The 12,587-nt window shown below is 41.3% G+C and carries 14 protein-coding genes and 1 tRNA gene; 3 read left to right on the plus strand and 12 right to left on the minus strand.

The genetic code is table 11. The annotated features are described in order from the left end of the window. Window positions 1-71: 71 nt before the first annotated feature. From trxB to LI162_RS04385, 3 genes are all read right to left on the minus strand, one after another. Window positions 72-989: a thioredoxin-disulfide reductase gene (trxB, locus tag LI162_RS04375; protein WP_412356939.1), complete on the minus strand. Its 918-nt coding sequence runs from the start codon at window positions 987-989 to the stop codon at window positions 72-74. Window positions 990-1,089: 100 nt separating this feature from the next. Continuing rightward, complete coding sequence (gene proC, locus LI162_RS04380) at window positions 1,090-1,884, minus strand: pyrroline-5-carboxylate reductase (protein WP_227155851.1); 795 nt, start codon at window positions 1,882-1,884, stop codon at window positions 1,090-1,092. 63 nt (window positions 1,885-1,947) lie between these two features. Continuing rightward, window positions 1,948-2,229 carry an acylphosphatase gene (locus LI162_RS04385; protein WP_015527938.1) on the minus strand — a complete coding sequence of 94 codons (282 nt, stop codon included), beginning with the start codon at window positions 2,227-2,229 and terminating at the stop codon, window positions 1,948-1,950. Window positions 2,230-2,377: 148 nt separating this feature from the next. Between LI162_RS04385 and hydE the strand changes: the two genes are divergently transcribed. Then, the gene (hydE, locus tag LI162_RS04390) at window positions 2,378-3,451 is read left to right on the plus strand and encodes a [FeFe] hydrogenase H-cluster radical SAM maturase HydE (protein WP_227155853.1); all 1,074 of its coding nucleotides are present in this window, start codon (window positions 2,378-2,380) and stop codon (window positions 3,449-3,451) included. Window positions 3,452-3,711: 260 nt separating this feature from the next. On the opposite strand, the gene LI162_RS04395 is transcribed toward hydE, so the two are convergent. Continuing rightward, on the minus strand, window positions 3,712-4,086 hold the full coding sequence (locus LI162_RS04395) for a RidA family protein (protein WP_015527940.1): 375 nt from the start codon (window positions 4,084-4,086) through the stop codon (window positions 3,712-3,714). A 225-nt stretch (window positions 4,087-4,311) separates the two neighbouring features. Here LI162_RS04395 and LI162_RS04400 point away from each other — a divergent pair, with 225 nt between their 5' ends. Next, entirely contained in the window at window positions 4,312-5,004 is a 693-nt protein-coding gene (locus LI162_RS04400; RefSeq protein WP_055147661.1) for a helix-turn-helix transcriptional regulator, read from the plus strand. 105 nt (window positions 5,005-5,109) lie between these two features. On the opposite strand, the gene LI162_RS04405 is transcribed toward LI162_RS04400, so the two are convergent. The 6 genes from LI162_RS04405 to LI162_RS04430 form a co-directional block, all read right to left on the minus strand. Continuing rightward, window positions 5,110-5,790: a TIGR00266 family protein gene (locus tag LI162_RS04405; protein ID WP_155204336.1), complete on the minus strand. Its 681-nt coding sequence runs from the start codon at window positions 5,788-5,790 to the stop codon at window positions 5,110-5,112. 91 nt (window positions 5,791-5,881) lie between these two features. Further along, window positions 5,882-8,023 (minus strand): histidine kinase dimerization/phospho-acceptor domain-containing protein, encoded by a 2,142-nt coding sequence (locus LI162_RS04410; protein WP_155204337.1) that lies wholly within the window; start codon window positions 8,021-8,023, stop codon window positions 5,882-5,884. Further along, on the minus strand, window positions 7,995-8,693 hold the full coding sequence (locus LI162_RS04415; RefSeq protein ID WP_117568339.1) for a response regulator transcription factor: 699 nt from the start codon (window positions 8,691-8,693) through the stop codon (window positions 7,995-7,997). The genes LI162_RS04410 and LI162_RS04415 overlap by 29 nt, the downstream gene beginning before the upstream one ends. A 129-nt stretch (window positions 8,694-8,822) precedes the next feature. Beyond that, window positions 8,823-9,416 (minus strand): xanthine phosphoribosyltransferase, encoded by a 594-nt coding sequence (locus tag LI162_RS04420; RefSeq protein ID WP_015527944.1) that lies wholly within the window; start codon window positions 9,414-9,416, stop codon window positions 8,823-8,825. A gap of 246 nt (window positions 9,417-9,662) precedes the next feature. Then, window positions 9,663-9,733: transfer RNA gene (locus tag LI162_RS04425), tRNA-Gly, on the minus strand. Window positions 9,734-9,819: 86 nt separating this feature from the next. Continuing rightward, the gene (locus tag LI162_RS04430; protein WP_020435856.1) at window positions 9,820-10,056 is read right to left on the minus strand and encodes a hypothetical protein; all 237 of its coding nucleotides are present in this window, start codon (window positions 10,054-10,056) and stop codon (window positions 9,820-9,822) included. A 389-nt stretch (window positions 10,057-10,445) separates the two neighbouring features. On the opposite strand from LI162_RS04430, the gene LI162_RS04435 reads away from it, so the two are divergent. Then, window positions 10,446-10,796 (plus strand): DUF6465 family protein, encoded by a 351-nt coding sequence (locus LI162_RS04435; RefSeq protein WP_117915978.1) that lies wholly within the window; start codon window positions 10,446-10,448, stop codon window positions 10,794-10,796. A gap of 93 nt (window positions 10,797-10,889) precedes the next feature. Here LI162_RS04435 and LI162_RS04440 read toward each other — a convergent pair whose 3' ends face one another. Both LI162_RS04440 and LI162_RS04445 read right to left on the minus strand, forming a co-directional pair. Beyond that, window positions 10,890-11,525 (minus strand): endonuclease III domain-containing protein, encoded by a 636-nt coding sequence (locus tag LI162_RS04440; protein WP_117540980.1) that lies wholly within the window; start codon window positions 11,523-11,525, stop codon window positions 10,890-10,892. Then, window positions 11,526-12,584, minus strand: a complete 1,059-nt coding sequence (locus LI162_RS04445) for a putative ABC transporter permease (RefSeq protein WP_227155855.1) — start codon at window positions 12,582-12,584, stop codon at window positions 11,526-11,528. Window positions 12,585-12,587 lie beyond the last annotated feature (3 nt).

The raw sequence follows: 12,587 nt of genomic DNA on the forward strand, positions 1-12,587 counted from the left end.
TGGTACTTGTTTTTCTTTTCTGTCTGGTTGTAGATTACGAATTGCAATTACATACTTAAAACATCATAATCTTATTTTTCAGCAACATCTGCTATATATTTACATGCGGCAAGTGCAGCTACTGCACCGTCCGCTGCTGCTGTTGTAAGCTGACGTACTTCTTTTGTCCGGCAATCTCCTGCTGCATAGATTCCCGCTTCTGACGTCTTGCAATCTTCTCCGGCAACAATAAATCCACCCTCATCTAACTGAACAACATCAGCAAATTTTTCATTCTGTGCAATCTGTCCGACAGCTACGAAAATTCCTGAAACAGCAAGTTCTGATTCTTCTCCTGTTACTTTATTCAAAACCCGCAGACTTTCCACCATCTGCTCTCCACGGATTTCCTGAACAGTTGTATTTAAGATAAACTCTACATTTTCTTTCTCTTGCAAACGTTTTACAATCTGATCTTCTCCCCGGAATTCGTCTCTTCTGTGAATCAGATATACTTTGCTACAGTAATTTGACAGAAATTCTGCATCCTGGAGTGCTGTACTTCCACCTCCGACAACTGCAACTTCTCTTCCCCGGAAAAACATTCCATCACAAGTCGCACAGTATGAAACTCCTGCACCTGTCAGACGTTCCTCTCCCGGAACTCCAAGATGGCGGTGTGTCACACCAGTAGCAAGAATAATGCTTTTGCATTCATATTCTTTTTCCGTTGTTACAATCACTTTATAATCCGCTTCTTCACGGATACCTGTCACCTGCTCCATTATGGTCTGTGTTCCCAGCTTTACTGCCTGATCCATCAGATTCATAGAGAATTCACTGCCGCTCACACTTGCAATTCCCGGATAATTTTCTACATTCGGAGAAGATGTGATCTGACCGCCGATGGTTGTTCCCTCGAAGAGTACGGTCTGCTTTCCTGCACGCTGGCCATAGATAGCCGCAGTCATCCCTGCAGTTCCGCCACCGATGATTCCAATATCATAAATTCCCATATTTCTCCTTTCCCAACAAACTGTTTCTACATTTTCTGATTGCTGTAATTCATTTTTTCATTTACGCTAAACTGTAAGATGTTTCAATCACTTCTTACATATTTCTGGACATATCTGCGCAAACTTTCTCTGCCTCAATCACTGCGCTTCTAAGTCCAAATTTTTCAAGTACACGTACTGCCTCAATCGTTGTTCCTGCCGGTGAACATACCATATCTTTCAGTTCTCCCGGATGCTTTCCTGTCTCGAGTACCATCTTTGCACTTCCAAGTACTGCCTGTGCTGCGAACTGATACGCCTGTGATCTAGGCATTCCCTCAGCTACCGCTCCGTCTGCCATTGCCTCGATCATCATAAAGATATATGCCGGTGAACTTCCGCTGACTGCAACAACTGCATCGATCAAATGCTCCGGCACGATTTCTACTTTACCAAAAGAACTAAGAAGCTCCAGTGCATAGTTCTTTTCTTCTTCTGTCACTGCATCATTCGGGCATGCCGCTGTCATTCCCTCTCCAACTAATGCTGGTGTATTCGGCATTGTTCTTACAATCTTAACTTTCTTTCCAAACTGCTCTTCGAGCCATGCGAGAGTCTTGCCCGGTGCGATTGTAATAATCAGCTGGTCTTCTCTTACTGCATCTTTGATCTCAGCAATTGTCTGTGCATAGAACTGTGGTTTTACAGAGAGAACTAATACTTCTGCTTTCTGTGCTACTTCTATATTATCTGCTGTCACATGAATTCCATGCTCTTTTTTCGCACGTTCACGTCCTGCTTCCATAATATCTGAACCGATGATCTCTTCCGGGGCAATAATTCCCTTTTTGATGATTCCGCCCATGATTGCTCCTGCCATATTTCCTGTTCCGATAAATCCTAATTTCATGATCTTAAGTCTCCTTTTCTTTTATCATTACTGTTCTAAGAACCGTGTCCAGTAACCTTTTATCTACATGTATCCGTCTCTCACCCAGAATTTTTTCTCATCCTCTAACGGAATTTCTTCTGTGTCCATCCAGTCGATTGTAATAAACTGATTCCTGTTCAGCCCTTTTAGCAGTTCATTGATCAGCCATTCCCGTCCCTGAACTTCCATTGTAACGGTTCCATCCCATTCGTTCTGAACCCAGCCAACCAGATTTAGTGAATTCGCCAGATATTTCGCTGTATAGCGGAATCCAACACCCTGTACACGACCGTGAAAAACAATGTGCTTTCTAACTTCTGCCATATCTGATCACTCCCTTGAAGCAATTTATGTTGTACACTACCGTTATTCTAACATATTTTTTTACCTTGTACAGTTCTTTTCGGTAAACAGTTCCTGCTTCCTGTGTTATAATGGGAATAACTTTTCTGAAGGAGGACTTCGAGAACGAATGAGTAATTATGAAACATCACAGACTTCTGATCTGAAAGAATTGATAAATAAATTACGAGATACACAGACTCTCTCTAAAAATGAATGGATTCGGCTAATTGACGGAAGAACCCCAGAACTTGCCGACTATTTATTTGAAAATGCGCGCGAAGTACAAATCACTCACTATGGACATGATGTTTATGTCCGCGGACTAATTGAATTCACTAACTATTGTCGTAACGATTGTTATTACTGCGGTATCCGCAAAAGTAATCTGAATGCACATCGCTACCGTCTTACCAAAGAAGAAATTCTTAACTGTTGCAAAACCGGATATGAACTTGGTTTTCGCACCTTCGTTCTTCAAGGTGGTGAAGATGGCTGGTTCACGGTTCCGCGTCTGGCTGATATTGTCTCTGACATCCACAAAAACTGGCCGGACTGTGCAATCACACTCTCTGTTGGAGAAATGGAACATGATGCATACCAGACTTTATTCGATGCCGGCGCTGACCGCTATTTACTTCGCCATGAAACTTATAATGATGCACATTACCGTAAGCTTCATCCTGTTTCCTTAAGTGCGCGTCATCGTCAAAACTGTCTGTGGGATTTAAAGTCTATCGGCTATCAGATTGGAACCGGATTCATGGTCGGTGCACCTTTCCAGACAACTGAGAATCTTACTGATGATATGCTTTTCTTAAAAGAATTGAATCCGCATATGGTTGGGATTGGTCCTTTTATCCCTCACCACGATACACAGTTCGCTAGTGAACCTGCCGGAACACTAGAATTAACACTTTATCTGCTTGGGCTGATCCGTCTTATGCTGCCGAAAGTACTTCTCCCGGCAACAACCGCCCTCGGTACGATTTCTCCCACCGGAAGGGAACAGGGAATTCTCGCAGGAGCTAATGTCGTTATGCCAAACCTTTCTCCAACAGAGGTTCGCAAAGATTATCTGCTTTATGATAACAAGATCTGCACCGGTGATGAATCGGCACAGTGCAAGAACTGCCTGGCCCAAAGAATGGAGTCTGTCGGATATCATGTTGTTGTAGACCGGGGAGATTCCTTGAATAAGTAAAAAGGAGGTTACTGTTCACTCCCGTGTCAATCACTTCGCTGATTGACACGGAGGATGCATGTTTTGGCTTGAATGCATCTCGCCCCATCGCCAAAGGCGATTTAAAATGGCGAGATGCGTTGCTGGTCGCACATTGTGTGAACAGTAACAAAAAGAGTCCATGGTATGCGACATATCGCATTTCCATGGACTCCTTTTCTATTCACACCTCGCCTCACAGCACAGTGTCATTTTTTCATTTTCTCTACTAGCTATAAGAATTACTCTACAACAGCTAAGATCTCGATCTCAACGAGAACAGCCTTCGGAAGATCCTTAACTGCTACGCATGAACGAGCTGGTTTGCTTGTGAAGTATTTCTCGTATACTCCGTTGAATGCTCCGAAATCAGCGATATCTGCAAGGAAGCATGTTGTCTTTACGACATTGTCAAAGCTTGATCCAGCTTCTTCAAGAACAGCAGCGATGTTAGCGATAACCTGCTCTGTCTGTCCTTCGATTGTTGTGGCATCTACATCACCTGTAGCCGGGTTGATCGGGATCTGGCCTGAAGCGTATAACATTCCGTTAACTACCTTTGCCTGAGAATATGGTCCGATTGCAGCTGGTGCCTTTGGTGTTGAAATTGTTTTCATTGAATTCTACCTCCTGATTTATTGAAATTATAAGTTCTTAATGAAATTATATAACGTTAAAATCGTTTAGTCAATAAAATTTCATTCACTTAACTATTTTTCATTGACTTCTTTTTCACACAAACCAGCATATCCATGATAAAATAAAACCATCAATATACTATTTGTCTGTTTTGACCGAACAAAACTGGATATCTTTCACACAGACAGAAAGGACGCATGATTATGCCAACCGGAAATTTAAAATTAACTTCACTTGACAAAAAGATTCTGCACTCATACTGTCAGACACTCGATGGACTTTCCAATTATCTTGGAAATGGATACGAGATTGTCCTTCACAGTCTGGAAGATTATGAACACTCTGCAATCAAGGTCATCAACGGATATCACACAGGACGTACCGAAGGTGCACCGATTACCGACCTTGCGTTGAAGATGCTCGAGCAGATCCGTCGAAATGAAGAAAATGACCATGGTGTTATTTATTTTTCCACAAATGTAAAAGGAGAACCGCTGAAGTCAACTACAATTCCTGTCAAAGGAGAGAAGGACAGAATTATCGGACTGCTCTGTATCAACTTTTATATGAATACAACAATGGCAGATTTCTTCTGCAACTTTGCTGTTCCGATTCCATCTGATTCTGACGGTCTCACACTCTCCGGTCAGATTCATGAGACATTTTCCCAGAGCAGTTCTGATCTTCTTGAGCAGACCATTCAAACCGTTCGTCAAGAAGTGTTGATGGATTCAGCAATATCGAGCACAAATAAGAATAAAGAAATCATTTTCCGACTTTACCAGCAGGGAATCTTTAATCTAAAGGATGCCGTCGTCACGATTGCCGAAGCGCTGGGAATCAGTAAGAATACCGTATATCTGCATCTGCGCAATCTTGAGAAAGTAAATAATTAGCACTATCTGATATGCAAAACATTACTGTTTACGCAGTGAAAAGGACAAGACACTTTCATTTTATCTAACATTTCATTCGAAAGTATCCTGTCCTTTTTTCATCCTTTATTTTCCAGCCGGCATATATCTCAGAAGTTCTCCTGCCACGCTGGAGATTGGCATTGTCTGAAGCCATACATGTCCAGGTCCGGTGACAACTGTATTGAACACACCTTCACCGCCGAATACCATATTCTTAAGTCCCGGTACTGTCTGAATCTCCATGCTACAAGTTGCATCCATTGCTGCAAGATATCCGGTATCCACTACAATCTGTTGTCCCGGTCTCAGTTCATACTCTACCACATGTCCATCAAATTCAAGAAATGCTATTCCATTTCCCGAAAGTCTCTGCATGATAAACCCTTCTCCGCCGAAGAGTCCTGCTCCGAATTTCTTTTGGAAGAAAATAGAAAGATCAACACCTTCTTCTGAAGCGAGAAATCCTGACTTCTGTACGATCAACTCCTGTCCCGGTGCAATCTGGCGTGCTACAATCTGTCCCGGAAAACTGGATGCGAATGCGATCATCCCATTACCTCCCGTTGCTGTATAACGGTTCTGAAACAGTGCCTCGCCTGAAAACATTCTTCCAAATGCTTTTCCGATTCCTCCGTTGGAAGTTGTCTCCATTTTCATATTCGGAGACATCCAACTCATAGAACCGCGTTCTGTAATCATTCTTTCTCCATTCTCCAGATAGCAGACCACTACCGGAAGGGTATCACCTTTGATTTCATATCTCATGGTTTATTCCTCCTGAATCATTCTTCCTAACATATTCTGTAAAGTTTCATCTATTCTAACAATACTATTCTTTTACAACATTTTCCAGTCCCTAATCTTCTTTTTTCTCGCTCATTTCTAATTTAGGAAGTATGATCTCCGCCTTGAACAGGTCTGCTTCTGTTGTAATATTTAAATTACCATGCTGCAGCTGTGCAAAGCTCTTGGCAATTGCCAGGCCAAGTCCAGATCCTTCGGTATTTCTTGAAGAATCTCCTCTTACAAAACGGTCCGTGATCTCCTCTGTATTGAAATTCAATTCCCCTGCGGAAACATTTTTCATAAAAATCTGTACGTCATCCGGCCGCTCATTCATTTCTATATAAACTCTCGTATGCGGCATTGCGTATTTTGTAATATTAACAATCAAGTTCTCAAAAATTCGATATGTTTTTTCACTATCCAGCCAGAGAACTACTTTGTCCTCCGGAAGTTTCCAACGGAATTCCAGATGTGCTTCTCTAATCTTTTCCTCATTCTCAAGCTCCGCCTGACGGATCAGTCCTACGAGATCCACTTTCATGTAATTCATCTGGATAGTCTTACTTGCTGCCTTACTCATCTCAAAGAGATCCTCGATCAGGGCTTTCAAACGAAGAGATTTTCTCTCAAGTACTTCTGTATATTCTTTTCTCTTTTCTTCGTCTTTTTCATTCTTTAAAAGATCAATGTAAGTAATGATTGCTGTCAGCGGCGTACGGAGATCATGAGAGACATTTGTCACAAGCTCTGTCTTCATACGCTCATTTTTCACTTCTTCATCCACCGCCTTCTTGAATCCGCTCTGAATCTTCTTTAATTCATCCTGAATCGGACGGAAGATTCCAACATCACCTTCGATTGGAAGATCTAGCTGTCCTTCTGCCAGCTGATTCGTTGATTTAAGCAGCAGCTGATATTTCTTTTTGATTCCATTTAGCACTTTCTTCATTACAAAGAATAAAATGATAGAATAAACAATTAATGGTATCAGTCCTATGCTGTAAGAAAATAATTTCACTACTAAGAGCAGAAGAAAGTTCAGGATCACGATTCTGAGGATTCCTTTATTTCCTTTATCCCGCAGATCCATCTGAAGAATCGCTTCATATTGATGATGAATAAATTCTCTGATGTCTTTCCATGCCTTCTTCAGCAAATGTCCCTTTTCCTGTACTTCTTCTCGGTTTTTTTTCACCCAGTAAATAAGCATTCCTGCTATTGTGTGTTCTTTCCAGTAATTTCTTCTATCTGTAAATATAAGTCGAAGACTCTCTGCCACGCAGAAGAAAACTCCCAGCAGGCAGAACCAGATGATCCAGTTGATTCCAAGCATACTGATCGTATTCCACATAATATTTACAGACGGATGATAGTTCTCAAATGACCAGTGTACTAATTCCGCAAATGCCGAATAACCTATACCCAATGCAGAAATCCCCAAAATCACTGCAAGTTCGAATGGCATATGGAATAATTTTCCTTCGTATCTTCCAACTTTCGGAATACATGGAAGAAAGAACGCTACAAGCAGAACTCCTAAAAAGAAGAGTGCAGCAGAACTCCAGAACATGGAATAATTATATTCCACATACTCTTCCTCCTCTTGATTTGCAGAAATGAATTCATCATAATTTGCATCTGTCATTCCATAGACGATACTAATTCCATCTGTTTGCTTTTCATCCTCAATCAAATCCTCCAGATCTGCGTCCATGCAATAATAGGACAGATCTTTCTCAATATTGTATGCTTCTTCCGGTGCCAATTTCGTACCGCTAACTGTTACATTTGACATTGTTCCTGCTGTGCCATACTTGTATTCAATTTTCAGCGCATACGAATCATTTGACTTCAACGCCTCGTTTATCTGATCATCGTTTTCTTTAAATAAAGGATTGCCCTCTTTATCAAAAATCTGGTAATCCATATATTTTTTAAAGAGAGAAAATGCACTGTTTGACATCATCTCCATTTGCTCCGACGCATCCATCGCGCCTGTGACCTCGTTATACAGAATGCGGTTTCCAGTTGCAAGAGAATAGTCCATCCTCTCTATACAATCTTCTATATCCTCCTCTACTGTAACTGTCGATGCGATATTATTTCTACTCACCACATAATAACTTCCCACAATTCCTGCTGCAAACAGGATGAGTATTACTATCGTTACTATTGTCCTTATCTCACGGCTGCTTTTCAAGTTTGTATCCAACTCCCCACACCACCTTTAAATATTTTGGTTTCTTCGGGTCGATCTCGATCTTCTCCCGAATATTTCTTACATGTACCATGATCGTATCTGTATTAATTGCCTTTTCCTGCCATACTCTTTCGTAAATCTCTTCGGATGAAAAGACTCTTCCCGGATTCTTTGCCAAAAGAAGCAGAATCTTGTATTCGATTGGAGTTAATTTCACCGGATTGCCATCCATTGTGACTTCTACCGTATCCTCATTGATCTCAAGTCCCCCGATCACATGTACATTTTCCTGTGGTGTGAGCTTCTCCAAAAATCTGCGGTAACGTCTCAGCTGAGAATTCACACGGGCCATCAGTTCCATCGGTGTAAACGGCTTTGTCACATAATCATCCGCTCCGATGTTGAGCCCTGTGATCTTATCAACTTCCTCTGATTTTGCTGACAACATGATTACAGGAAAATCGTATTTCTCGCGCAACTTCATCGTCATACGAATCCCATCCATACGTGGCATCATGATGTCAATGATTGCCAGATGGATTTCTTCCTTCTCAAGGACTTCTAATCCTTCGATGCCGTCTGCTGCCTGAAACACCTTATATCCCTGGCTCTGCAGATAAATCTGTACACCTTCTCTAATCTCTTTATCATCCTCTACAATTAATACGTGATTGATCTCCATTTTGTTTCCTCCTAAAAAAATAACCTCCTTTATATATCTACAGAATACTCTGTAAATCTAAAGGAGGCTTTTATATGTTTCAAAAGATTTTCTTAAGCTTACTATAGCTTTTTTAAAAATATTGTTCTTTTAGTTCTCTGCATTCTGCTCTCTGAAGAAAATCTGACCCGTAGAAGCGTCCATTCCGTCCACAATTGCCAGTGACTCCAGCTGGAATCCAAGATTACGGATGATTCTTCCGCCTGACTGGAATCCTTTCTCAATTGCAATTCCGATACCTTCTACTGTAGCTCCTGAAGACTGAACAATCTGAATCAGTCCCTGCAGTGCACATCCGTTCGCAAGAAAATCATCAATAATAAGTACATGATCATCCTCTGAAAGGAACTTCTGTGAAACGATCACATTATTCTTACACTTATGTGTGAAAGATTCAACCTCTGCTACATACATCTCGCCGTCTAAATTGATGCTCTGAGACTTCTTTGCAAATACGACCGGTACATCAAAGTGTTCTGCTACGATACAGGCGATTCCTATACCGGAAGCTTCTATAGTAAGAATCTTATTGATGTTCTTGTCAGCAAATCTCTTCTTGAATTCTGCACCCATCTGATTCAAAAGTTTAATGTCCATCTGATGATTCAGGAAACTGTCAACCTTGAGAACATTGCCCTCTTTTACAATACCGTCTTTTACAATTCTTTCTTCCAAAAAATTCATCTTTCTACCTCTTCCTCTGTAATTTCCCCAAAATGTGTTACTGCTCAGTGTAACCCCAAAAATATTTCTTAAAGTATAGCACAACTCCATATAAGAAACAACGTTAACAGGACGAAAAAATAGTACAAAAATAATTGAAAAAAAGCACTTTCCTTATCCGGTTTATCAAAACCGAATCTATGGAAAATGCTTCGCGCTATTTCTGTACAACTTTGATTCTGCCCTCCAAAATCAGGGCAACAAAAAAGCGGGTGATGGGAATCGAACCCACGTATCCAGCTTGGAAGGCTGGTGTTCTACCATTGAACTACACCCGCATTTCGTGTCTTATCTCTGACACGAGTAGTATCTTATCATACTCTTTTTAAATATGCAAGTACTTTTTTAAATTTTCTTATATTTTTTATTTTCCCATCTCCTGCAGTGCACGGATAAATTCCAGATCTTCTGCACGAAGCTTCAGATTTGTCTCGTAATGAGCTCCGTTCGGTGCTGTCACATTGATCTCGATGATTGTGCCTTCCTCAACTGCATTCTGAGCTACTGCTCCTAAGAACATCGGAAACTTCGGATGATTTCTGCGAAATGTATCCATATGTCCTTTTAATTCCTGTATCTTTCCAAGCTGTGAAAAATTCATATCAACTTTCCTTTCTGCCCTGACGACTTTTACCTTATTTTTATTATGATACCTACGGATTGCTCCATTGCTATGCAATTCCCGCAATCCTCGAACACCTCAAACTCCCATAAAATGGCGTATTCACACCATTTTATTCCGTTTTCGGTGTTCGGCGTGTCAATAAGTATAAATTGCTTATTTGTGCAAGCACAAACGCAATTTATACTTTTGACACTTACATCATAATATACGAATCTGATAAAAAATACAACTTTTTTGACTTATTTTCCACTTCGTTATATAATAGGAAAAGTGACCGATGTCCCCCTTTTTACTAAATTATTTCAACCAGCAAGGACAGACATCCCGGACTTCGGTTTTCAGATTAGAGAAAAGAGGTAACATCCATGAGCAAGAGAACAGATAAGAAAAGACAGAAAAGATTTAATGAGGTACATCCGACTACCACAGCACCAGCTGCTCAGCCTGTAGTAGAGACAGCTGCACCAACAGCTGAACCTGTTCCTGAAGTGACTGTAACAGAAACAACTGCACCAGTAAATGCTGCTCCGGCATATGATCTTTTCATCCAGTATCAGAACGGCGAATATGACGCTGCTGTACTTGCAGAGAAGATTCTTGATAAATGCAAAGCTGAAGGTATGGACAGCTCCGACCTTAAGATCTATGTAAAACCTGAGGATAAGAAAGCTTACTATGCTTGTGCCGGCGGAACAGGTGCTATTGAGTTAGCTTAGACTGATAGAAAGAAAGTCTGTGAAAGAATCTATCTACTCTTAAGATTCTTTTCACAGACTTTTTATTTTGACTGTTATACCCTGATCTTTTTACTATACTCCGACCTTTTTACAAACATCTGCCAAACAGCATCTGTCGCAATACGGTTTCGTTCTCGCAGTACATATCTCTCTTCCATGATAAACAAGACGGTGGCAAAGGTCACTTCCTTCTTCTGGCGGGATAATCTTCCACAAAGCCATCTCTACTTTCTTCGGCTCCTTGATTCCATCTACCAGACCGATCCGGTTTGTCAGGCGGATACAATGTGTATCTGTCACAATTGCCGGCTTTCCAAACACATCTCCCATGATCAGATTCGCGCTCTTTCTTCCGACTCCCGGAAGCTTTAATAAAGCATCAAAATCATCCGGAACTTTTCCACCATATTCATCACGAAGCATCTTCATACAGGCACTGATATCTCTTGCCTTACTCTTTCCAAGACCACAAGGACGTACAATCTCTTCAATATCTTCCACCGGAGCTTCTGCCAGTGCTTCTACTGTTGGATATTTCTCATAAAGACCTTCCACGACTACATTTACTCTTGCATCTGTACACTGTGCTGCCAGCCTTACACTGACCAGCAGCTTCCATGCCTGATCATAATCAAGCGTGCATCCTGCATCCGGATACTCTTTCTTCAGTCTTTCAATCACTTCAAGCGCACGCTGTTTCTTTGTCATTTATTTCACCTCGGCATTTTTCTTTAATTCTTCCATCGCATTCTTGAACTTGTCTGATACTGCTGTAGGGTTTCTTCTCAGCTGTCTCATAGCATTTACATAATTTCTGTCTGTACGTGAGCCTAATTTCTTTCTCTCACTTAATATATTGGAACGCATCTGGGCAAGTTCTTTTCTCCAGTTTCCTTTCGATTCAGACTCTTGTGCTTCATTCTCCAGTCGGACAGTACGAAGCAGTGCCTCAACCTTCTCTGAAAGCTGTGTAAGCTGTTCTTTTCGTTCTCTACGCTGTTCTTCTATCTTCGCAAGATACAATTCTTTTCTTGTCTGCTTCTCCGCTGCTTTCATCTCTTTACGCTCTTCATACAACAGATAGCTGTCCTCAAGCCTCTCCTGTACCCCTTCAGATGCACGTTTCAGCCGTTCTTGAACACCTTCTGATGCATCTTTCAGTCTGTCCTGCATTTCCTCAGAAGCATCTTTCAGGCGCTCCTGCATCTTCTGGATCTGTTCTTTGCTGGCTTCAAGCTGTACAAGGATACGTTTCATATCCATAGCCTCGTTGAAGGACTGTGTGAAGTCAACTGCTGCTGCGATTGTCAGAACAAATGCAAGGATATCGGCTATTGTAACCGGAATCAACAATACCATATGTTCAAATGGAATATGTACGACCTTTACCATAAGAATGGAGAATGCTCCCCAGCACAAGCTTGCCAGTGGACAAATGTATCCTCTGACATTAAATTTCAGGTTTCTATAATCCCAGTACCTTACGTGGAACAGACGCTCCATCGTAATTCCTGTAAAATACTCCAGGATTGTCGCACCGATCATTCCCATAAGAAAGACAAGCAGGATGTTATCTCTGACCGGAATCGTCACGATCAGAACAACCATTGCTCCGGAACCATAGAGCGGAAGTATTGGACCATGCATAAATCCACGGTTCACCCAACGGTGCTTTCTGACAGAAACATAACAGCTTTCCCAGATCCATCCCAGAAAACTGTAGAGAAAAAAGAATAAAACCCATTGTGATAAATCGTATTCCTGCATTTT

It is taken from the genome of Mediterraneibacter sp. 210702-DFI.3.120, assembly GCF_020561005.1.
Lineage (GTDB): Bacteria > Bacillota > Clostridia > Lachnospirales > Lachnospiraceae > Mediterraneibacter > Mediterraneibacter faecis.

Bases quoted from the DNA above. Each gene is read 5' to 3' on its own strand.
- proC (WP_227155851.1), bottom strand. From the start codon at position 1,884: ATGAAATTAGGATTTATCGGAACAGGAAATATGGCAGGAGCAATCATG.
- LI162_RS04385 (WP_015527938.1), bottom strand. From the start codon at position 2,229: ATGGCAGAAGTTAGAAAGCACATTGTTTTTCACGGTCGTGTACAGGGT.
- hydE (WP_227155853.1), top strand. From the start codon at position 2,378: ATGAGTAATTATGAAACATCACAGACTTCTGATCTGAAAGAATTGATA.
- LI162_RS04395 (WP_015527940.1), bottom strand. From the start codon at position 4,086: ATGAAAACAATTTCAACACCAAAGGCACCAGCTGCAATCGGACCATAT.
- LI162_RS04400 (WP_055147661.1), top strand. From the start codon at position 4,312: ATGCCAACCGGAAATTTAAAATTAACTTCACTTGACAAAAAGATTCTG.
- LI162_RS04405 (WP_155204336.1), bottom strand. From the start codon at position 5,790: ATGAGATATGAAATCAAAGGTGATACCCTTCCGGTAGTGGTCTGCTAT.
- LI162_RS04415 (WP_117568339.1), bottom strand. From the start codon at position 8,693: ATGGAGATCAATCACGTATTAATTGTAGAGGATGATAAAGAGATTAGA.
- LI162_RS04420 (WP_015527944.1), bottom strand. From the start codon at position 9,416: ATGAATTTTTTGGAAGAAAGAATTGTAAAAGACGGTATTGTAAAAGAG.
- LI162_RS04430 (WP_020435856.1), bottom strand. From the start codon at position 10,056: ATGAATTTTTCACAGCTTGGAAAGATACAGGAATTAAAAGGACATATG.
- LI162_RS04435 (WP_117915978.1), top strand. From the start codon at position 10,446: ATGAGCAAGAGAACAGATAAGAAAAGACAGAAAAGATTTAATGAGGTA.
- LI162_RS04440 (WP_117540980.1), bottom strand. From the start codon at position 11,525: ATGACAAAGAAACAGCGTGCGCTTGAAGTGATTGAAAGACTGAAGAAA.
- LI162_RS04445 (WP_227155855.1), bottom strand. From the start codon at position 12,584: ATGCAGGAATACGATTTATCACAATGGGTTTTATTCTTTTTTCTCTAC.